We start from the raw sequence: 19,116 nt of genomic DNA on the forward strand, positions 1-19,116 counted from the left end.
GTCTTCCTCAAAGGCCTGAACTTTCCCCGCGACGAGTCAAGGAACAGCATATTGGTCCAAAGCCTATTTACTGGCGAGAAGCTCACCTGCATCAGAGGCGGCAGAACCGTTTTCACAGGGCTTGATTTATCAATCAGTCAAGGCGAAGCCCTTGTTCTCGAAGGACCAAACGGCAGTGGAAAATCTAGTCTGATCCGGCTGCTCTCTGGTCTGGTTCGCCCCAGAAGCGGCCATTTGTTCTGGCACGGGCAGGATGTCACCCGGGAACCCGAGATCTATCAACAGCAGCTCCACTACATCGGGCATCGCAACGCCATCAAACCCGTCCTCACTGTTCTCGAGAATTTGAGCTACTGGGCCGGATTTTCTCCTGAAAAACCATCGGATCTTTCACGGCTTGAACAGGCCCTGATACAGTTCAATATGCTTGCCTTGAAAGACACCCCTGCCAACCTGCTATCTTCCGGGCAAAGCAGGCGACTTGCGCTCTCGCGTTTACTGGCTACGGAGAAAGCCCTCTGGTTGCTGGACGAACCCTCTGTCGGACTTGATGTCAATTCGGTCGCCCTGCTTGAAACCGCAATCTGTGCACATCGGGCAAAAGGAGGCGCTGTTATCCTTGCAACCCACACCGAGATAGGCCTGGACACCCCGCAGAGAATAAACCTGAGTAATTACAGCCCCCTCTACAACACTGCATTACTCAAACAGGAACATCTGGAGGAAAGCTGGATATGAAGGCTTTTCTCAATATTGTGTCGCGTGATCTGCGCCTGGCCCTCAGGCAACGTTCCGACGTAACCATGGCAGTTCTTTTTTTCATTCTCACGACCACCCTGTTTCCCTTTGGGCTGGGGCCAGAGCCCAACCTTTTGGCGCGCATAGCTCCTGGAATCATTTGGGTGACGGCTCTGCTTTCCGTTTTACTTTCCCTGGAACGCCTGTTTCTCGCCGACTATGAAGATGGCAGCCTTGAACAACTTGTTCTTTCCCGCGCATCCCTGGAATCGGCTGTTCTGGCAAAAGTCCTGGCTCACTGGCTGACAACAGGCCTTCCCTTAATGGCGGCAGCCCCTCTGATTGCCTTGCTCTTCAACATGGAAAGTGATGCATTTATTATTCTGATAATTGCCATGGCACTTGGAACACCAAGCCTGAGTCTGATCGGGGCCATTGCAGCCACTCTGACCCTTGGAGCCCGGCGCGGAGGCATCCTGATCCCGCTGCTGGTTCTTCCCCTTTATATCCCGACCCTTATTTTTGGGGTTGGGGCAATTGATGCTACCATGAACAGTCTGGAAGCAGGTGTTGTACTGGCAAATGCCAAATCGCACCTTATGTTCCTTGGTGCGATCTTTCTCGTTTCGCTATTAATCGCCCCCCTGGCAGGTGCAGCCGCCTTGCGACAAGCCATGGAATAGCTTAAAGCCAGCCGGAAAGATAAACGGGACTGTCACGGAACGCCTTTCTGGTCGGCGTTTCATGAAACGGAAAGAGCAAAATCTCAGATCATTGCTCTTGCCACTGGCCAGAATGAAACAACCGGATATCGGCAAGTGACAGATTCACTGGCCTGACCGGTTCAGGATTTGATAGGGTTCGTTCGAAAACGATCTCGTTACGAGGAAGGTTCAGGACAATGTCGGTCTTTCACCGCTTTGCCAATCCAAACCGCTTTTTAAAGCTGACAAACACTGTATTGCCCTGGATTTCGGGGCTGACGGTCTTTTCGTTGTTTGCTGGACTCTATATGGCATTTTTCACCTCACCTGCCGATTATCAACAGGGTGAGAGTGTGCGAATCATGTATGTCCACGTCCCCGCAGCCTGGATGGCAATGTTTGTCTATAGCTCTATTGCTTTTGCTTCGGTCTGCGCCCTGATCTGGCGCCACCCGCTGGCTGATCTTGCCGCCAAGGCTTCTGCCCCCATTGGGGCCGGCTTTACCTTTCTTGCTCTGGCAACAGGGGCGCTTTGGGGCAAACCCATGTGGGGCGCCTGGTGGGTATGGGACGCGAGGCTGACTTCTGTCCTTATCCTGTTTTTCCTCTATCTTGGTCATATGGCCCTGATGAACGCCTTTGAAGACCAGGAACGCGGTAACAGGGCCGCAGCCGTTCTGGCAATTGTCGGCTTTATCAATGTGCCGATCATCAAGTTTTCCGTTGACTGGTGGAACACCCTGCATCAGCCGGCAAGCGTCATGCGTATGGATGGTCCTTCGATAGACCCTTCCATGCTTTGGCCACTCCTGATCATGGGAGTTGCCTTCAAGCTTTTTTATCTCGTGGTTCTTCTGATCCGGATCAAAAGCGAATTGATTGAAGCAAAACTGCGAAAATATCGCCGGGCCCTGGTTGATAACACCTGACGCGTCTGGCACAGACCAGATGATAAAATCCCAGAATAGACCATCCAGAGTCAGTCCCCCGGAGCCAGCGACACAACTTCGGAAAAAACAACTGGATGGTAAAGTAAATTTGATCATGATTTGAATCAAAGACCGACGGCGATAGTGTGACATAATGCCCCCCTGTCCTGTAGAGATGAATTGGTTATCTTCAGGACAGGAAAAACAAGCCGGAACAAGATAATCCCGGCATAACACGTTACGCAGGACAGTATGGATCAGTTAACTACCTTTTTCTCCATGGGAAGCTATGGTGCCTATGTTTGGCCATCTTATCTGCTGACAGCAGCAGTCATGCTGTCTCTGCTGCTGACAACCCTGCAGCGATTGCGTCGTAATCAGGCCGAACTCGCCGAGCTTGAGAGCTTGAAAACAGTCGATAAACAGCAGGAACTCCAAGAAAAGGCCGTCCGCTCATGACACGAAAAAGTCGTCGAATCTATATACTGGTCGTGTCTCTCACCCTTTTGGCAGCGGCCACATTTCTTGTCATAAACGCCCTGGACGAAAACCTTTCCTATTTTCACAGTCCAACAGATCTCAAGACCAAAGAAGTGACCATCGGGCGCTCTCTCAGACTGGGTGGTCTGGTCGAGGAAGGCACCTGGGTAAAGCTGGATGGTGGTCTCACTCACCGTTTTTCCATCACAGACAATGCCGAATCAGTTGAAGTCACCTATAAAGGCATTATGCCCGATCTATTTCGCGAAGGTCAGGGCGTGATCACGGAAGGCAGCCTTAATGAGCAGGGCGAGTTTATTGCTCATGAGGTCCTTGCCAAACACGATGAAAACTATATGCCCGCCGAAGTCACCGAAGCTCTCAAGGCTTCTGGTGAATGGCGTGGCGAAGAAGAAGGCCAGGCAACACAATGATTGCGGAACTGGGACAGTTTGCCATTATCATGGCCTTGCTGGCAGCTGTGGTTCAAGCCACACTGCCGCTGATCGGCGCTGAACGGCTCGACAGCCGGTTAATGAATTTTGGTGGACAGGCCGCTCTAATTCAGATGTTTTTTGCCACCCTTGCTTTTGGCTGCCTGACCCAGGCCTATATCGTCTCTGACTTTACCCTCTTGAATGTTGCCGAGAATTCCCACTCCAGTAAACCGATGCTCTACAAGATTACCGGTGTCTGGGGCAATCATGAAGGCTCCATGCTGCTGTGGGTCCTTATTCTTGCTGTCTTTGGTGCAGCCGTTGCCGCCTTTGGCCGCAATCTCCCAGCTACACTCAAGGCACGGGTCCTCGCCATCCAGGCGATGATCGGTGTCGGTTTCCTGACCTTTCTGATTTTCACCTCCAATCCCTTTACCCGCCTTGTAACTCCCCCTCTGAACGGGAATGATCTTAATCCGCTGTTGCAAGATCCCGGCCTCGCCTTTCACCCCCCAATGCTCTACATCGGCTATGTCGGTTTTTCCGTCGCCTTTTCCTTTGCTATCGCGGCGCTGATAGAAGGCAAGGTTGATGCGGCCTGGGCACGCTGGGTCAGACCCTGGACTCTGACGGCCTGGACCTTCTTGACTGGCGGGATTGTTCTGGGCAGCTGGTGGGCCTATTACGAACTTGGCTGGGGCGGCTGGTGGTTCTGGGATCCGGTAGAAAACGTCTCCTTTATGCCCTGGCTCATGGGGACAGCACTGCTGCATTCCGCCATTGTCGTCGAGAAACGCAATTCATTGAAAGTCTGGACCATCCTGCTGGCCATCCTGACCTTCTCGCTTTCTCTTATCGGCACCTTCATTGTCCGTTCCGGTTTGCTGACATCAGTCCATGCCTTTGCCGTCAATCCCGAACGGGGTATCTTCATCCTCTTCCTGCTTGCCATCGCCATTGGCGGCTCTCTGACGTTATTCGCCCTGCGCGCACCCGCCCTTAAAGCGGGGGGGATTTTCTCCCCGATCAGCCGCGAAGGCGGCCTGTTGCTGAACAACCTCTTGCTCAGCACCGCCTGCGCCACAGTCTTTCTTGGTACGCTTTATCCACTCTTTCTCGAGGCCATTGGCGGCGGGCGGGTTTCCATCGGACCACCGTTTTATAACAACACCTTCGTTCCGGTGATGATACCTCTGTTGTTGCTTGTCTGTGTTGGTGCCCACCTGCCCTGGAAACGGGCAGATCTCCTGGGTGTCCTTGGCCGACTGAAATTTGCCGGACTCGCCACCATCATCGCTGCGCTTGTTGCCTGGTATATTGCCGATGGAGGACCTCTTCTGGCCATTCTGGGGCTGGGAATGGCAAGCTGGTTACTGCTCGGTACGATCAGTGAATGGATGGACCGGATCAAGCTGTTCCGCGCCCCTCTTTCCACCAGCTGGCAGCGTGCCATTAACCTTCCCGGATCAGTCTGGGGGATGACACTCGCCCACGGCGGCTTGGCCATTGCCGTAGCCGGGATGATCGCGACGACAGCCTGGAAGGTCGAAGAAGTTGCCATCCTCAAACCCGGGGAAACTCTGAGTGTTTTCGGGACGGACTATCGTTTCGAAGGTGTGCGGGAGATCACAGGTCCGAATTATGGGGCAATTGAGGGCACCTTCGTGGTGAGCCAAAACGGCGAGTATATGGCGACATTGAAGCCGGAAAAACGCCTCTATAATGTTCAGAAAATGCCAACTACCGAAGCGGCAATCCATTCAACCTTTGTCGGCGATTATTATGCTGTCATCGGCGATCCGGACGGCACGGGGGGGTGGACTGTCAGGATCTACCGCGAACCGCTGGTCACCTGGATCTGGTTCGGCTGCGGACTTATGGTTTTTGCCGGACTGGTTTCTCTGGCTGACAGGCGTTTGAGGGTCGGTGCCCCGGCGGATAAAAAACAAGCACGTCTGCCACGCAAAGCAGCAGAGGCCTCCTCATGAACAGAAAAGTTCTTTTTCTCCTCCCTCTGCTGGTGACTATTACCATCTTCGGATATTTTTTCTGGGCATTGACCTCCCCTGGTCGCGACCCTAAAAAATTACCCTCGGTTCTGATCGACAAGCCTGCACCGATGTTTGATCTTGTTGGCCTCGAAGGCCTGGATGTGCCAGGGTTTGCGCGACAGGACCTGACAGACAACGGCAAGATATCCGTGGTAAATATCTTTGCCTCCTGGTGTATTCCCTGTCTCGCCGAACATCCCTATATGCTCAAACTCGGCGCAAGAGATGATATCAACCTTTTCGCCATCAACTATCGGGACAAGCCAGAAGATGCCCTGAAGTGGCTCAAGAAACACGGAAACCCCTATCACCGTATTGGACGCGATCCCAACAGTCGCGCTGGGATCGACTGGGGTGTGTATGGTGTTCCTGAAACCTTCATTGTCGATTCTGGTGGCACCATTCGCTATAAACATGTTGGCCCCCTGAACACGGGGGATCTGGAAAATATTATTCTTCCAATCATTGAAAACCTTCAAGCACAGCAATAGCCATAGACCGCTAGGGAAGCTCTGTACTTATGCGCGCCACCATTAATGCTACAGGCCTCGGCCTGCTGTTCTTTACCCTGATGCTTCTGATGGCAATTAATCTTGCCCATGCTGTCGAGCCGGATGAAATCCTCGACGATCCCGTTTTGGAGGCCCGCGCCCGCGAAATTTCCCAGGAAGTTCGCTGCCCGGTCTGCCAGAACGAGCCAATCGATTCCTCCAACGCCGAACTCGCCCGGGAACTCCGTCTTGTTGTGCGCGAACGGCTGGTTGCGGGTGACAGTGATGAGCAGGTCAAAAACTACCTTGCAGATCGCTACGGAGACTTCGTGCTGTTTCGCCCACCTGTGAAAACGACAACATATCTGTTATGGGCAGGACCGGGGTTGTTTTTTCTCCTCGGCGGGGTGGGAGTTTTCTTTTTTTATCGGGGCAGCCGACGCCAAAAGGTACCCACACCACTCAGCCCGGAAGAACAGAGCAAACTCGATCAACTTCTCGCTGATAAGAGCGGCAAAGAGGATTCCGCATGATTTTCTGGATCACAATTGCAACACTGAGTGCACTTTCCCTGCTTGTGCTCCTGAAGCCCTTGATGAAAAGCGCTGAATCAGCCCCCGCCGATACCGCTGAATCCGACCTCGCAGTCTATAAAGACCAGCTCGAGGAAATCGAGCGGGATTTGTCTGCCGGAAACCTTGCTCCTACACAGGCAGAAACAGCAAAACTGGAAATTCAACGCCGGATTCTCAACGCCAGCGATGGCCAGTCCTCAACAACAAGCGGCAATCCGCTCCCGGCACCTGCCATCCGGGCTCTCGTCTGGGGTCTGGTCGTCTCCTTTCCGCTCGGTGGTATCCTGCTTTATCTCCAGCTCGGGAGCCCCGATCTGGGAGGTCAGCCCTTTGCCCAGCGGGATATTGCGGCTGAACAGGCCACAATCATCAACCAGCAGGAAAATGCCCGGAACAGTGAAATGCTGATACTGGCTGAAAAACTGGAAGCCCGTCTGAAGCAAGATCCGGAAAAACCTGATGGCTGGATGTTGCTGGGCAGTACCTATGCTGAACTTCAGGAGTTCGCCCGCGCCGAAGAAGCTTTCCGGAATGCCGAAAAATTCAGCCCCCCTTCACCGGTCATTTACGGGGCGATTGGGGAAATGCTTGTCGTCCAGAACAACGGTCAGGTCACCAATGAAGCCATCAAGCTTTTTCGACAGTCACTGGAACTGGACCCCCGTGATGCCCGCGGTCTCTATTACAGTGGCCTGGCTCTGGCCCAGGCCGGGGACACCAATAGCGCCCTGCAGGTCTGGCTTACCCTGCGCAAAACTACTCAGGAAGATGACCCCTGGCTCCCCGTGCTTGATTCGCGCATTGGCGAATTGGCTGACACCCTGCAACTGAATGCTGAGGAACTTATCGCTACAGCGCCAGCTCTTTCCGCGGCGCTCCCCGAAAGTCAGCGCCCAGTTGGACCAGATTCAGAAGACATGGCCGCAGCAGCCGAACTCAGCAACGAAGATCGTCAGGCCATGATCAATGGCATGGTCGATCAACTGGCAGAACGGCTCGAAGCCACGCCGGATGATTTCGAGGGCTGGTTAAGGCTCATCCGCTCCTATCACACCCTGGGACGTGGCGATGATCTCGCAACAGCTCTTGAACAGGCCGAAAAGGCTGCCTCCCGACAGGCAGATGCGTCTCTTGCCTCGACACAGCTTCAGGACCTGAAAAAAGAACTCGATCTTTGAACCGCCCGCAAAAGAGGCCCAACCGATGAGCAGGCCGTCAAAGCAAAAACCTGACAGGTTGCTCGGCCTCTCCACGCGCTCAAAACGAGTGTAACTATTACAAATCTGGCATGTCAGACGCGCAAATATCAGCCTGGAGACATCAATATTTCTCTTTTTGATGACTCAGGCAGCAGAAGTCTCTGTTAATTTAAAGAAATATTCTTCCGTTTCCAGAGCCTCACCGGAATATTCTGCGCCTTGAACGGCCTGTACAGAATTATCTTCACTTTCCGCTACAGGCCTTTCGCCTCAACTCTTTTTTCTTTCAATTATAACAAAACAACACTAATTTCGTTAGGAACGAAAAACAGCAATAAATAAAACAACGGGAACAGATCATATGGCGTCAGTCGCCACGGCAACAGCAGATCAGATACCCGCTCTTGTCTGTGAAGATATCCACAAATCTTTCGGTTCCATCGAAGTTCTGAAGGGAGTTTCCCTTACAGCCAACGAAGGTGATGTGATATCCATGCTAGGCTCGAGCGGTTCCGGAAAGAGTACTTTCCTCCGCTGTATCAACCTGCTTGAAACGCCAAATGCGGGACAGGTCACAGTCAGTGGTGAACTGATCAAGATGGCCACCAATAAAAAAGGCGAATACCTCCCGACCGATCCCAGGCAGATCGAAAAAATCCGAACCAAGCTGGCTATGGTGTTCCAGGGCTTTAACCTCTGGTCACATATGACCACGCTGGAAAACATTATCGAGGCTCCGATCCATGTCCTTGGTTTAAGCAAGGCTGAAGCAACAGAGCGCGCCAAAGCGGTTATGGATAAAGTCGGCATTTATGAACGTCGTGACTATTACCCCGCCCATATGTCCGGCGGACAGCAACAGCGTGTCGCCATTGCCCGTGCTTTGGCTATGGAACCCAAAGTCATGCTGTTTGACGAACCAACCTCGGCGCTCGATCCAGAGCTGGTCGGGGAAGTGCTCAAGGTCATGCGTGATCTGGCCGATGAAGGCCGCACCATGATTGTGGTAACCCATGAGATGGGATTTGCCAGAGAAGTTTCCTCTGAGACAATTTTCCTGCATCAAGGGCGTATACTCGAACAAGGACCGCCAAAAGAAGTCTTTGGAAATCCAAAATCTGAACGCTTTCAACAGTTTCTCGCTGGAAACCTGAAGTAAATCAATTCAGAATAGAAAAATAATAAACCGACTAGGGAGTCATCAAATGAAGAAGTTTATTGTTGCTGCCGTTGCTGCAGCTATGACATTTGCAGCAGGTTCTGCCTCTGCACAGGAAGAAATCCGTATTGGTGTTGAAGGGGCCTACCCCCCTTTCAGCAGTGTCGACCCGAGTGGCAATCTTGTCGGATTTGACATCGAGATCGCCAATGCGCTTTGTGATGAGATGAAAGTCAAATGTACTCTGGTAACCCAGGACTGGGACGGAATTATTCCGGCTCTGCTGGCGAAAAAGTACGATGCGATTATCGCCTCTATGTCGATCACCGAAGAACGCAAGCAGAAGGTTGATTTCTCAGAGAAATACTACAACACTCCGGCACGTTTCCTGCGTAAAAAGGGTTCCGGCATTGAAATCACAGCCGAAGGCCTCAAAGGCAAAAGTGTTGGCGTACAGCGTGGTACAATCCACGACACCTTCCTGACCGCAGAATTCCCTGATGTTGAAATCAAACGTTACGGCACCCAGGACGAAGCCTATCTTGACATGACTGCTGGTCGTGTGGATCTGCTGCTGGCTGATTCTGTTGCCATGGACGACGGCTTTGTCAAAACCGACGCTGGTAAAGACTACGAACTCTTTGGTCCTTCCTACAGCGAGCCAAAATACTTTGGTGAGGGTGCCGGTATTGCCGTTCGTAAAAGCGACACTGAATTGCGTGACCGTCTAAGCGCAGCTATCATGGCAATCAGAGCCAATGGCGTTTACAAATCCATCAACGACAAATATTTCGACTTCGATATCTATTAAGATCGAAGGCGGATTTGATTCTGCCGTCTTTTGGCGGCGAATAGCGTAATGAGCACCGCCAGAGTCACAACTCTGGTGGTGCTTTTTTAAAAGGGAACGATCTCAAGAAGATCGTATAAGAAATATGCTTGATCTGGAAGGCTATGGGTATGGCATCATTGTGGAAGGTGCGGGGGTGACATTGTTTGTCGCGCTCAGCTCTCTTTTCATTGCCGTGCTTCTGGGGATGACAGCCGCCCTTGCAAAGCTGTCAAACAGTCCTACAGCGCAAGCCATTGCCGGAATCTATACGACGGTTATCCGAGGCGTTCCTGACCTTGTCCTGATGCTGTTGATTTTTTTCGGTGGCCAGATCTTTATCAATAATCTGCCAGACAACCTTCTGGAACTGCTTCTCTACATCGGCGAGAAAACCGATCAGGGAGATGCTCTAAAAATCTCCATGGCACCGTACCTCGACTGGGGATATATCGATGTTAACCCCATGATTGCCGGGATTTTGACCATCGGTTTTATCTTTGGTGCCTATATGGGCGAGACCTTCAGAGGCGCCATTTTGGCCGTAGATCGTGGCATGCTCGAAGCGGGCACAGCTTACGGTATGTCCAAAATACAGATTACCCGTCGGATACTTATTCCTCAGATGATGCGACACGCCCTGCCTGGTTTTGGGAATAACTGGCTGGTTCTTATGAAGGCAACTGCGCTGGTATCCATTATCGGGCTTTCTGATATGGTTCGCCGCGCGGGACTGGCGGCTGGTGCAACGCGAGAACCTTTCAAATATTATCTGGTTGTGGCCCTCGTCTTCCTGTTCTTTACAACCTTGTCTATCTGGTTCCTGAAGTGGGCGGAACGCCGTTACAGTGTTGGTGTCAGGAGAATGAGCTAATGGATTTTTCTGTCATCATCAACGAGCTCCCTCTTTACTTTGAGGGCCTGCTGCTCACTGCACAGCTTGTACCCTTTTCCCTCATCCTAGGTTTCCTGGCCGCCATTCCCGTTGCCATCATGCGGTTATCGCGGAATCCGCTGGTCAATTATCCTGCCTTTGCCTTTACCTATTTTTTCAGAGGTACGCCGCTTCTTGTCCAGCTTTTCCTGCTTTACGCAGGAGTTGGCCAGCTCGACGGTTATAGCGAACTCACCAAGGAATTCGATTTCCTGAAAGGCGCTTACTTCTTTGCCTTGCTGGCTTTCTTCCTCAATACAACGGCCTATACTGCTGAAATTTTCCGTGGAGCCATGGCCGAGACCCCCTTTGGCGAGATAGAAGCGGCAAAGGCCTGTGGCATGTCAAAGTGGATGATCCTGCGCCGGATTACCATTCCCAGTGCCCTGCGGCGGGCTCTCCCTGCCTATTCCAACGAGGTCATCTTCATGCTGCATGGCAGTGCTCTTGCCAGCACAATCACGCTTGTGGACCTGACCGGAGCTGCCAGAATTGTACAATCTCGATACTACGCACCTTTTGAAGCTTTCATTACTGCCGGGGTCTTCTATTTCGTGCTGACATTCCTGCTGGTCTGGGCTTTTCGCCTGGTTGAAAAGCATTTCAACAAGCACCTCAACCGCCGCGAGGAAACCATCATCGAGGTTGTCACCTGAAGCACCCTATTCAATACAAATTACAACAGGCCGGAATTGTTCCGGCCTGTTTCTTTTTGCGCTACAGCTTAATAAATGAGCCATCAAAAGCTATAGAGCTCAAAATTTCTAACAAATTTGAAGTCGCTCTAGACATCCGCTCGACAGCTCCCTTCAGTTGATTATGTCTCACCCTCAAAAGCCTTCAGATGTATTTAATTTCTTTTTTGGTTTATTGTATAATTTTTTAACAACCATAGCCTTCACAGGACCGTGACGACATAAAATCGCTGGAGTTATCTCATTATTAACCCCTCTTGCATTAGCGTTTTAATCTAGGTTAATGGTTAATTTGCACACAAACCGATCATAAATAGATCGGAAACAGTAAAAGAGAATCTGTACGGGGAGCTGGGCTATAGAAATGACCTCAAGCAAAGAAGACCTCGAAAAAATCAGGGCAAGACTCCCTGGCTCCAATATTGATGAGACTTCTTTTCTGGCTACAGATTACCTGAATCATCTTAATGAAGCAGTCATGATGCTCGAAATGGTACCGGACATGCCGGACCTTTTTGAAGAGGTTCAGGAGTGGCAACCCAAGAGCTATCAACAGCATTTTCTGGACAGCAGTTTTCAAGCCAAGGATCTCGCTGTCGCAGCTTATGAGGCTGCACCGGTCCAATTCCGTACCCCCTTTGATAAAGCGGTTGAACTGGCTGATCAGGGGATCAAGGATAGCAAGGACGCCATCGAACAAGCTCTGGCTGTCGGGGATATGGTGGCGATAGCTGCGCTTGTCCCCAATGCCTCGACCCATATCCGGCATATGATCGACATTGCCAGCGCGGTCATTCACGGGAACAGCAACGTTCTCTCTCCTGAAAAAATTATGGAAATCGAGATGGACTGGCAGGCAACTCTTTCCGGCAGCATGATGGCCGGCGGTTTTGATCACGCCAAAGATGATGAGGAGGAAGAAGAGGCAATCAACATTGGCGCCATGGCGCAAGACGATATTGATGCGCTCTTCGACTGATCCTTTAAATTCCCGATTAAATCATCAGTTATGAGGTCATTAGCTGATCTGGTAACTTGACGCCCCCTACAGGCTTTAGCAAACTCCCCTCGCTTTATTAGGGAGAGAAGAATGCAGGATCTGGAGAATTTCTGGGCGATTACACTAGAAGTCTGGCATCAGGGTGTTTTTGGCATTGATGTAGGCCGTATCATTACTGCAGCAGCTATTTTTATCGGCTTCCTGATAATCCGGGGATTGTTTTCCCGTATTGTCATGAACCGCTTGAAAGTGGTTACCCTCAGAACCAAAAACTCGATTGATGACCATGCTCTCGAGGCATTGGACGGTCCCATTCGTATGGTCCCCATTGCGCTAGGCGTTTTCTTTTCTCTGGATTATCTCAACCTTGATGGCGAGGCAGCAAATCTGGGAAACAATTTTCTACGCTCTCTCATCGCCTATACCCTTTTCTATGCCATCTATAAACTGATCGATCCGCTTGATTTTCTCCTGCACCGTTTTTCCAGCGTCCTCACATCCATCATGGTCGAGTGGATTATCAAGGCACTGAAACTTTCGATTATTCTGCTTGGTGCTGCGAGTATACTTGAACTCTGGGGCATTAACGTCGGTGCCATTATCGCCGGTCTCGGCCTCTTTGGCGTAGCTGTTGCTCTCGGTGCCCAGGACCTGTTCAAAAACCTGATTGCTGGCATCCTGATTATTGCCGAGAAACGTTTCTCTCGTGGCGACTGGGTTCGCATCGAGGGTGTCGTCGAAGGGACAGTCGAAGATATCGGCTTCCGCTCCACCCGCGTGCGCCGCTTTGACAAGGCGCCGGTGTATGTTCCGAATGCAAAACTGGCCGATAATGCCGTTATCAATTTCTCAAAAATGACGAACCGGCGGATTTACTGGACCATCGGTCTTGAATACGACACCACCACCGAACAGCTCAGAGCTGTTGTTCAACAGATCAAAGAACATCTCTACAGCAATGAAGCTTTTGAAACAGATGATGCCCGCGTAACCACTCTGGTGAACGTCGACAGCTTTAACAGCTCTTCAATCGATGTGATGATCTACTGTTTTACCAAAACCACAAACTGGGGTGAGTGGATGGATATCAAACAGAACTTTGCCCTGACCCTGAAAGAAATTGTCGCTGCCAATGGCACCGCTTTTGCGTTCCCCACCTCCACACTTCACCTGGCCTCTCTTCCAGAAGCACCTGCGCAGGTCAGGTCGCTCCCTGATCACATCGTCGAAAGGCCATCCAATACAGCGGGACAAAGCTCATAGGCAAAGAATCTACTGCTCCCCCCAAGGCATAATCGGAACCGAACTTATTGAATTTTTGGGACTACCTTCGATCACCCGGTCGCTGTAGACCAGATAAACCAGAACGTTTCGTTTTTTGTCGAGGAACCTGACAACCTGTAAAGATTTAAAAATAAGGGATGTCCGCTTGGTAAAAACCTCTTCCCCGTCATCCAGCTCCTCTCGAAACTTGATCGGGCCGATCTGACGACAGGCAATAGCAGCATCAGAAGTATCTTCAGCCAGCCCGACTGCCCCTGACACACCGCCGGTTTTGGCCCGACTGAGGTGACAAGCCACGCCTTCCACCTTTGGATCATCAAAGGCTTCGATGACGATCTTGTGGTTGGGCCCAAGCCACTTGAACACAGTATCAACAGAGCCGATCTCCTCGGCCTGCAAGGGGTTTGTCAATAACGCAGCAAAGCTGGCAATCCACAAACTACGCCAAACACGGGTCATATTCTTTCCTGTTTATTCTTTCCCGGAACACGCCGGGTGGTTAACCTTTACCTGCTGACTCTGTCAGCGCGGTTCAATTTCTTCATATCGGAAACAATCCGTAACATGATCATTCACCAGACCACAGGCCTGCATAAAGGCATAACAGATCGTCGGTCCAACAAAGCGAAAGCCCTTTTTCTTTAAAAGCCTGGAGAGTGCTTCGGACTCAGCCGTACTGGCAGGAACATCGGAAAGTTTCTCCCACCTGTTGTTCAGGGTCTGCCCCGACACCACTGACCAGACCAAGTTCGAGAAAGCCCCTTCGCCCTGTTTCATAATTTCCAACCAGGCTTTGGCATTGGAAATTACCGAACGGATCTTCAGGCGATTACGCACCAGCCCTGTATCTTCCATTAACCGCTCGACATCTGCCTCACCAAACCGGGCTATCGCTTCCGGATCGAACTGCGCAAAAGCGGCGCGATACCCTTCGCGCTTTCTCAAGATGGTAATCCACGATAGCCCCGCTTGTGCTCCCTCAAGGATCAACATCTCAAACAGCACGCGATCATCATAAACCGGAACACCCCACTCTTCGTCATGATAGGCAAGATATTGCGGGTCGTCTGTAACCCACCCACAGCGAATAACCTTTTGATCTCTATCGTCCATGCTCCCCCCTCCTGAGAAATATACGAACTGTTCACCCCTGAAATTCAGAGTAAAACATCTTATATCTTGCCAGCTTGTCCCCCTGGACAATGCCCAAATTCAATACCCGGGTACAATATCAGGACTGACCCCTACAAGGTTTACAAATCCTCCGCTTCGCGATAATCAATCACTTCCTTGCACACTGGATCAACAGAACTGGTATATAGGTAGATTATGGACGGAATCAAACCACTACTTGATGGATACAAAGCATATCTGACTGTCGACTATCGTCGTGATGAAGCTCTGTTACGCTCTCTTGCCGAGCATGGACAATCCCCAAGAGCAATGGTGATAAGCTGCTGCGACTCCCGCGTTGAACCTTCAGCCGTTCTGGGTACAATTCCAGGAGATCTTTTTGTCGTACGAAACGTCGCCAACCTGATCCCTCCCTATCTTGATGACAGCAGACACCACGGTACTTCTGCCGCGCTTGAGTTTGCAGTGACCAGTCTTGAAGTGCCACACATCATCATCATGGGACATGCAATGTGCGGCGGGATCAAGGCCCTGATTGAAGGCTCTGTTGACGAATCCGGCGGCAGTACCTTTATTGCCAACTGGATGTCGATTGCGCGTGAAGCAAAAGATTCTGTCATCTGCAATGGACATGATCATGAGAAAGTTCAGGAAGAAGTAGAGAAGGCAGCAATTCTCCACTCACTCAAAAATCTGATGACATTTCCTTTTATCAAACAACGGGTTGAGGCAGGAAAATTGCAGTTGCATGGCTGGTATTTTGATTTTTCCAGCGGTGAGCTTCTCGGATACGACAAGGATCACGACGGCTTCATCAATCTCACTGCGAATCTATAAACCCGGAAATATTTTCACAGATTAACTATTCATCAAAAAAAGCAAGGCATCATAGTCCCCAGACAAAGTCACAATAAAAACACAGGGGGTGGTGCGTCCCGCGCACTACAGACAATATGGCACTTGCAGAACTGGATAGCCGAAAACGCAATTCAACCGATGAAAGTGCCGGTTCTAAACGGAAAAAAGATTCCGATCTGTTTATCAAACACTATTTTAGCCGGATTTCCCCCGAGGTTGCCGCCACCTTCACCGATGAACAAAAACATGCCATCAAACAGATGTTCGGAGCCCGTGAAATTGCCCGTCACCCGGTTGAATTCAGACGGTCTATTCCTTTTGGCCGACACAGGTTTTATCTGATCTTTCTTTCAGGTCGGGAACGCCGTGCTTTTGACAGGTTAAAAACCGAAGGTCAGGCAACAGGGTATGTTGCCTATGCCCTCGCAGGGGCATTCTGGCTGGTCCCGTCAGTCGCAATAGCAGCAATGTTGTATTTCTTCAGCTGAACCGAAAGAACAGCACACAGGATTACTTCTGATTTTCCTGAATTTTTGCCACGGTTCCAGTGGTCGAAAAACCGTCTTCTAGTTTTGCAAGAACAACCTCTCCACCGTTCCTGATCACCACATCTCCCCCGACTACCTGATCAACACTATAGTCAGCCCCCTTGACCAGTACATCCGGCAAGATTGCTTCTATCAAAGCCAGCGGCGTGTCCTCTCCAAACAAGATAACCTGATTCACGCTCTCGATTGCAGACAGCACCACAGCCCGGGCGTCCTCATTTTGAATCGGGCGGCTTTCCCCTTTCAGGCGTTTGATTGAGGCATCCGTGTTCAGACCCACGATCAGGCGATCACACGATGCCCGAGCCTGTCTGAGAATAGAAATATGCCCGGGGTGCAACAAATCGAAACAACCATTGGTGAAACCGATTTTGTACCCCGCCTTACGCCACTGACCTACCCTGTGTAACACAGTGTCCAGTTCGGCAATCTTTCCTTTAGAAGAAAGACCGTTGCGGGCGAGCAGAGCCTGACGGATCTCGCTTCCGTAGGCAACAGCCGTTCCTGTTTTACCAACCACGATCCCCGCGGCAACATTGGCAAGACAAGCAGCTTCTTTCATGCCGAGTCCGGCAGCAAGCGCAGCCCCCAGCACGGCAACAACCGTGTCTCCAGCACCGGAAACATCAAAGACCTCACGCGCCTCAGCAGCAAAGTGTTCAACCACACCAGCCTCTGTTACCAGGGTCATGCCTTCTTCGCTACGCGTTGCCAAAACCGCCTTGATGCCACAGCTTTTAATCAGCTGTTGGCAGGCAGCCACCACCGCATCATCTCCGGCAACAGACATCCCTGTTGCCTCCTGCAGTTCTCGACGGTTTGGTGTAACAACTGTTACACCCTTGTAAACGCTGTAATCGCGCCCTTTCGGATCAGCGATAATCTGACACCCGGCCGCGACCCCGATTGCAATGATCTCTTTAAGGGTTTCCGGGGTCAGAACTCCCTTGCCATAATCTGAAAGGATCAACACAGGTGTCGTCCCCAGGCGCTCCCGCACCCGTGCCACAAGCTGTGACCGGGTATCCGCAGTAAGCGGCAGATCCATTTCGCGGTCTGCCCTGAGAAGTTGCTGATTGCTGGCAACGTAACGTTCCTTGATTGTCGTCAGTCGACCGGCTTCAACAATAAGATCAAGGGCAGCTCCTCCCGTCTCTTTCTGAACCAGCTGTCCGACCTCCTCCCCGACCATGTCATCCCCAACCACAGCAATAAATGCTGCCGAGGCCCCAACGGCCGCGAGATTGCGCAGGACGTTGCCTGAACCGCCAAGCATGGAGACCTGGCGATCTATCTTCAGCACCGGAATCGGCCCTTCGGGAGAAATCCGTTCAACATGACCATAGATAAATCTATCCAGCATCAAGTCCCCTACAGTCTGGACCGATGCTCCTGCCAGATCATCTACACGGGATGCCAGGTCGAGAAATTCAACAGGGTTGGAAATGTGTGCTGTCATGTAATGTCATAGCCAATTCAGAATTAAGAGGCCTCTTTTGTGCTATCAAAATAGCTTTTGGGCAAGGTTTTTACCACAAGATCAACCAGACTTCTGGAGGGATTATTTATCTGGAACTGAGGATCGCACGACTTGTTTCTCTCTTACTGGTCCATCAGGAATACTGTATGATGACACTCAGAAAGCCAGAAAGAGAAAACAAGGTTAACGATCTTTGAAGACTCTTCCGGGTAATAATGATAGTTCCTAATCTCTCGCAACCGGATTCAGCAAAGCCCGTCGATGGAAAATTCTTTTTCAAGTACGGCCCCAGAAGGCCCATTCAATCAGGAAAAGGTTTTTCTTGATTTTGTAAAGCGTATTGGAAAACAGACGGATAACCGCAGAGCTGTACATATCCATTTGTCACGTCTACGCCCCTATCATCAACGGGAACACCATCTTCGTATCGCACAGAATGCCTGTGAAGAACTCATCGCTAAATTCCAGGGCACACTCTTTCGACTTATTAACAATGACATCGTTCTGGTCACCAACGGGGCAACAATAACCCAGATTGACGAAACCATTCTGCGGCTTCGTTATCTCTTTAGTGACGATCCCATGCTCGCGGGGGACTATGATCTCGAAGCTGACCAATTCTGTACCTGGTTTGACCTTACCCGGCAGTATGCAGAACTGATCGCATTGGCAATCCAGAAAAATGAAGAACTGGAAGCCCTGAAGCTAAGGGAAAAAGCAGAAGCTATCGCTGCCATAAACGGCAAACCCCCTGAATTACCGACAACTCCCTTGGCGCCGTCCCAGCTGGCTGCCGTTGCCCAGGCAATTAACCAGGCAGATCTTTCCAGCCTGTTAAAACGCCAGGCGATTTTTCTGGTCAACGAAGACCGGAAGCCCGAGCCTCTGTTCAAAGAGCTTTTTTTCTCGATCGAACAGCTGCAGAAAACCCTCCTCCCGACACACAACCTGTTGTCAAACCGCTGGCTGTTTCAGGATCTGACCCGTTATCTCGACAAACGCATGCTCGTTATCTTGCGTCAGAATGATGATTCGACCCTGACCCGCTCTTACAGCCTGAACCTCAATGTTGCGACGGCACTATCCAATGAGTTTCTGAAACTGGACCAGACCCTCGGCGCGTCTGTGCGCAAGAGTATCGTTATCGAATTCCAGTTGCTTGATGTCTTTGCCGATGTCGGCAGCTTTACCTTTGCCCGCGATTTTCTCAAGGAACGTGGCTACAAGATCTGTCTGGATGGCATCACCCATCTGTCCATGCCGATGATTGATCGTCGTAAAATGGGCTTCGATCTGGTCAAGCTGCAATGGAATCAGGACCTGACCAAGTTTCTCACCACTTCCCGTGCCGAGGATATACGGGCAACAGTTCAGAAAATTGACCCCAACCGGATGATTCTTTGCCATTGTGGTGCTGTGGAAGCAATCAAAACTGCCCAGGATCTTGGCATCAAGCTAATGCAGGGGTTCTACATTGACGAATACGTTCGCAACTATGGGCGCAATCAGAAAGAAGAAACCCGCAACCTTGCCGATGCAATAGGCCGGCACCGGGCTGAGGCAGATCACAGCTAGAACCGTTAAGGCTTGC

21 protein-coding genes are annotated in these 19,116 nt (G+C 51.0%); 18 read left to right on the plus strand and 3 right to left on the minus strand.

Going from position 1 to position 19,116, the window contains the following annotated elements:
- Positions 1-51 precede the first annotated feature (51 nt).
- From ccmA to O4H49_RS09165, 15 genes are all read left to right on the plus strand, one after another.
- Positions 52-738, plus strand: a complete 687-nt coding sequence (gene ccmA, locus O4H49_RS09095) for a heme ABC exporter ATP-binding protein CcmA (RefSeq protein WP_269423120.1) — start codon at positions 52-54, stop codon at positions 736-738.
- Positions 735-1,421, plus strand: coding sequence for a heme exporter protein CcmB (gene ccmB, locus O4H49_RS09100; protein ID WP_269423121.1), 687 nt, complete (start codon positions 735-737; stop codon positions 1,419-1,421). Before ccmA ends, ccmB begins: the two co-directional genes overlap by 4 nt.
- Before the next feature lie 218 nt (positions 1,422-1,639).
- Positions 1,640-2,371, plus strand: coding sequence for a heme ABC transporter permease (locus O4H49_RS09105; RefSeq protein WP_269423122.1), 732 nt, complete (start codon positions 1,640-1,642; stop codon positions 2,369-2,371).
- Positions 2,372-2,623: 252 nt separating this feature from the next.
- The gene (gene ccmD / locus O4H49_RS09110) at positions 2,624-2,830 is read left to right on the plus strand and encodes a heme exporter protein CcmD (RefSeq protein WP_269423123.1); all 207 of its coding nucleotides are present in this window, start codon (positions 2,624-2,626) and stop codon (positions 2,828-2,830) included.
- On the plus strand, positions 2,827-3,285 hold the full coding sequence (gene ccmE, locus O4H49_RS09115; RefSeq protein ID WP_269423124.1) for a cytochrome c maturation protein CcmE: 459 nt from the start codon (positions 2,827-2,829) through the stop codon (positions 3,283-3,285). The genes ccmD and ccmE overlap by 4 nt, the downstream gene beginning before the upstream one ends.
- Positions 3,282-5,276, plus strand: coding sequence for a heme lyase CcmF/NrfE family subunit (locus O4H49_RS09120; RefSeq protein WP_269423125.1), 1,995 nt, complete (start codon positions 3,282-3,284; stop codon positions 5,274-5,276). The genes ccmE and O4H49_RS09120 overlap by 4 nt, the downstream gene beginning before the upstream one ends.
- Positions 5,273-5,830: a DsbE family thiol:disulfide interchange protein gene (locus O4H49_RS09125; protein WP_269423126.1), complete on the plus strand. Its 558-nt coding sequence runs from the start codon at positions 5,273-5,275 to the stop codon at positions 5,828-5,830. The genes O4H49_RS09120 and O4H49_RS09125 overlap by 4 nt, the downstream gene beginning before the upstream one ends.
- A 29-nt stretch (positions 5,831-5,859) precedes the next feature.
- Complete coding sequence (locus O4H49_RS09130) at positions 5,860-6,363, plus strand: cytochrome c-type biogenesis protein (RefSeq protein ID WP_269423127.1); 504 nt, start codon at positions 5,860-5,862, stop codon at positions 6,361-6,363.
- The gene (gene ccmI, locus O4H49_RS09135) at positions 6,360-7,583 is read left to right on the plus strand and encodes a c-type cytochrome biogenesis protein CcmI (RefSeq protein ID WP_269423128.1); all 1,224 of its coding nucleotides are present in this window, start codon (positions 6,360-6,362) and stop codon (positions 7,581-7,583) included. Before O4H49_RS09130 ends, ccmI begins: the two co-directional genes overlap by 4 nt.
- 415 nt (positions 7,584-7,998) lie before the next feature.
- On the plus strand, positions 7,999-8,763 hold the full coding sequence (locus tag O4H49_RS09140) for an ABC transporter ATP-binding protein (RefSeq protein ID WP_419715224.1): 765 nt from the start codon (positions 7,999-8,001) through the stop codon (positions 8,761-8,763).
- 46 nt (positions 8,764-8,809) lie between these two features.
- Positions 8,810-9,574 carry an ABC transporter substrate-binding protein gene (locus O4H49_RS09145; protein WP_269423130.1) on the plus strand — a complete coding sequence of 255 codons (765 nt, stop codon included), beginning with the start codon at positions 8,810-8,812 and terminating at the stop codon, positions 9,572-9,574.
- 124 nt (positions 9,575-9,698) lie between these two features.
- On the plus strand, positions 9,699-10,466 hold the full coding sequence (locus tag O4H49_RS09150) for an ABC transporter permease (RefSeq protein WP_269423131.1): 768 nt from the start codon (positions 9,699-9,701) through the stop codon (positions 10,464-10,466).
- Complete coding sequence (locus O4H49_RS09155) at positions 10,466-11,182, plus strand: ABC transporter permease (protein WP_269423132.1); 717 nt, start codon at positions 10,466-10,468, stop codon at positions 11,180-11,182. The genes O4H49_RS09150 and O4H49_RS09155 overlap by 1 nt, the downstream gene beginning before the upstream one ends.
- A gap of 403 nt (positions 11,183-11,585) precedes the next feature.
- Entirely contained in the window at positions 11,586-12,200 is a 615-nt protein-coding gene (locus O4H49_RS09160) for a hypothetical protein (RefSeq protein ID WP_269423133.1), read from the plus strand.
- 111 nt (positions 12,201-12,311) lie between these two features.
- Positions 12,312-13,484: a mechanosensitive ion channel family protein gene (locus O4H49_RS09165; RefSeq protein ID WP_269423134.1), complete on the plus strand. Its 1,173-nt coding sequence runs from the start codon at positions 12,312-12,314 to the stop codon at positions 13,482-13,484.
- 9 nt (positions 13,485-13,493) lie between these two features.
- On the opposite strand, the gene O4H49_RS09170 is transcribed toward O4H49_RS09165, so the two are convergent.
- Positions 13,494-13,964 (minus strand): CreA family protein, encoded by a 471-nt coding sequence (locus O4H49_RS09170; RefSeq protein ID WP_269423135.1) that lies wholly within the window; start codon positions 13,962-13,964, stop codon positions 13,494-13,496.
- A 63-nt stretch (positions 13,965-14,027) separates the two neighbouring features.
- Positions 14,028-14,618, minus strand: a complete 591-nt coding sequence (locus O4H49_RS09175) for a DNA-3-methyladenine glycosylase I (RefSeq protein WP_269423136.1) — start codon at positions 14,616-14,618, stop codon at positions 14,028-14,030.
- Positions 14,619-14,834: 216 nt separating this feature from the next.
- Here O4H49_RS09175 and O4H49_RS09180 point away from each other — a divergent pair, with 216 nt between their 5' ends.
- Both O4H49_RS09180 and O4H49_RS09185 read left to right on the plus strand, forming a co-directional pair.
- The gene (locus O4H49_RS09180) at positions 14,835-15,476 is read left to right on the plus strand and encodes a carbonic anhydrase (RefSeq protein WP_269423137.1); all 642 of its coding nucleotides are present in this window, start codon (positions 14,835-14,837) and stop codon (positions 15,474-15,476) included.
- 116 nt (positions 15,477-15,592) lie between these two features.
- Positions 15,593-15,985 (plus strand): hypothetical protein, encoded by a 393-nt coding sequence (locus O4H49_RS09185; protein WP_269423138.1) that lies wholly within the window; start codon positions 15,593-15,595, stop codon positions 15,983-15,985.
- Positions 15,986-16,007: 22 nt separating this feature from the next.
- Here the strand turns inward: O4H49_RS09185 and rfaE2 are convergent, their stop codons facing one another.
- The gene (rfaE2, locus tag O4H49_RS09190; protein ID WP_269423139.1) at positions 16,008-17,504 is read right to left on the minus strand and encodes a D-glycero-beta-D-manno-heptose 1-phosphate adenylyltransferase; all 1,497 of its coding nucleotides are present in this window, start codon (positions 17,502-17,504) and stop codon (positions 16,008-16,010) included.
- Between the two features lie 282 nt (positions 17,505-17,786).
- Here rfaE2 and O4H49_RS09195 point away from each other — a divergent pair, with 282 nt between their 5' ends.
- Complete coding sequence (locus O4H49_RS09195; protein ID WP_269423140.1) at positions 17,787-19,100, plus strand: hypothetical protein; 1,314 nt, start codon at positions 17,787-17,789, stop codon at positions 19,098-19,100.
- Positions 19,101-19,116 lie beyond the last annotated feature (16 nt).

The organism is Kiloniella laminariae (assembly GCF_027214005.1).
Classification (GTDB): Bacteria; Pseudomonadota; Alphaproteobacteria; order Kiloniellales; family Kiloniellaceae; genus Kiloniella; species Kiloniella laminariae_A.

Excerpts from the sequence above, each read along its gene's own strand:
- O4H49_RS09185 (WP_269423138.1), top strand. The coding sequence starts at position 15,593 with ATGGCACTTGCAGAACTGGATAGCCGAAAACGCAATTCAACCGATGAA.
- ccmE (WP_269423124.1), top strand. The coding sequence starts at position 2,827 with ATGACACGAAAAAGTCGTCGAATCTATATACTGGTCGTGTCTCTCACC.
- O4H49_RS09175 (WP_269423136.1), bottom strand. The coding sequence starts at position 14,618 with ATGGACGATAGAGATCAAAAGGTTATTCGCTGTGGGTGGGTTACAGAC.
- O4H49_RS09180 (WP_269423137.1), top strand. The coding sequence starts at position 14,835 with ATGGACGGAATCAAACCACTACTTGATGGATACAAAGCATATCTGACT.
- O4H49_RS09155 (WP_269423132.1), top strand. The coding sequence starts at position 10,466 with ATGGATTTTTCTGTCATCATCAACGAGCTCCCTCTTTACTTTGAGGGC.
- ccmB (WP_269423121.1), top strand. The coding sequence starts at position 735 with ATGAAGGCTTTTCTCAATATTGTGTCGCGTGATCTGCGCCTGGCCCTC.
- O4H49_RS09170 (WP_269423135.1), bottom strand. The coding sequence starts at position 13,964 with ATGACCCGTGTTTGGCGTAGTTTGTGGATTGCCAGCTTTGCTGCGTTA.
- O4H49_RS09125 (WP_269423126.1), top strand. The coding sequence starts at position 5,273 with ATGAACAGAAAAGTTCTTTTTCTCCTCCCTCTGCTGGTGACTATTACC.
- O4H49_RS09165 (WP_269423134.1), top strand. The coding sequence starts at position 12,312 with ATGCAGGATCTGGAGAATTTCTGGGCGATTACACTAGAAGTCTGGCAT.
- ccmD (WP_269423123.1), top strand. The coding sequence starts at position 2,624 with ATGGATCAGTTAACTACCTTTTTCTCCATGGGAAGCTATGGTGCCTAT.
- O4H49_RS09195 (WP_269423140.1), top strand. The coding sequence starts at position 17,787 with ATGGAAAATTCTTTTTCAAGTACGGCCCCAGAAGGCCCATTCAATCAG.
- O4H49_RS09120 (WP_269423125.1), top strand. The coding sequence starts at position 3,282 with ATGATTGCGGAACTGGGACAGTTTGCCATTATCATGGCCTTGCTGGCA.
- rfaE2 (WP_269423139.1), bottom strand. The coding sequence starts at position 17,504 with ATGACAGCACACATTTCCAACCCTGTTGAATTTCTCGACCTGGCATCC.
- O4H49_RS09145 (WP_269423130.1), top strand. The coding sequence starts at position 8,810 with ATGAAGAAGTTTATTGTTGCTGCCGTTGCTGCAGCTATGACATTTGCA.
- O4H49_RS09150 (WP_269423131.1), top strand. The coding sequence starts at position 9,699 with ATGCTTGATCTGGAAGGCTATGGGTATGGCATCATTGTGGAAGGTGCG.
- ccmI (WP_269423128.1), top strand. The coding sequence starts at position 6,360 with ATGATTTTCTGGATCACAATTGCAACACTGAGTGCACTTTCCCTGCTT.
- O4H49_RS09130 (WP_269423127.1), top strand. The coding sequence starts at position 5,860 with ATGCGCGCCACCATTAATGCTACAGGCCTCGGCCTGCTGTTCTTTACC.
- O4H49_RS09160 (WP_269423133.1), top strand. The coding sequence starts at position 11,586 with ATGACCTCAAGCAAAGAAGACCTCGAAAAAATCAGGGCAAGACTCCCT.
- O4H49_RS09105 (WP_269423122.1), top strand. The coding sequence starts at position 1,640 with ATGTCGGTCTTTCACCGCTTTGCCAATCCAAACCGCTTTTTAAAGCTG.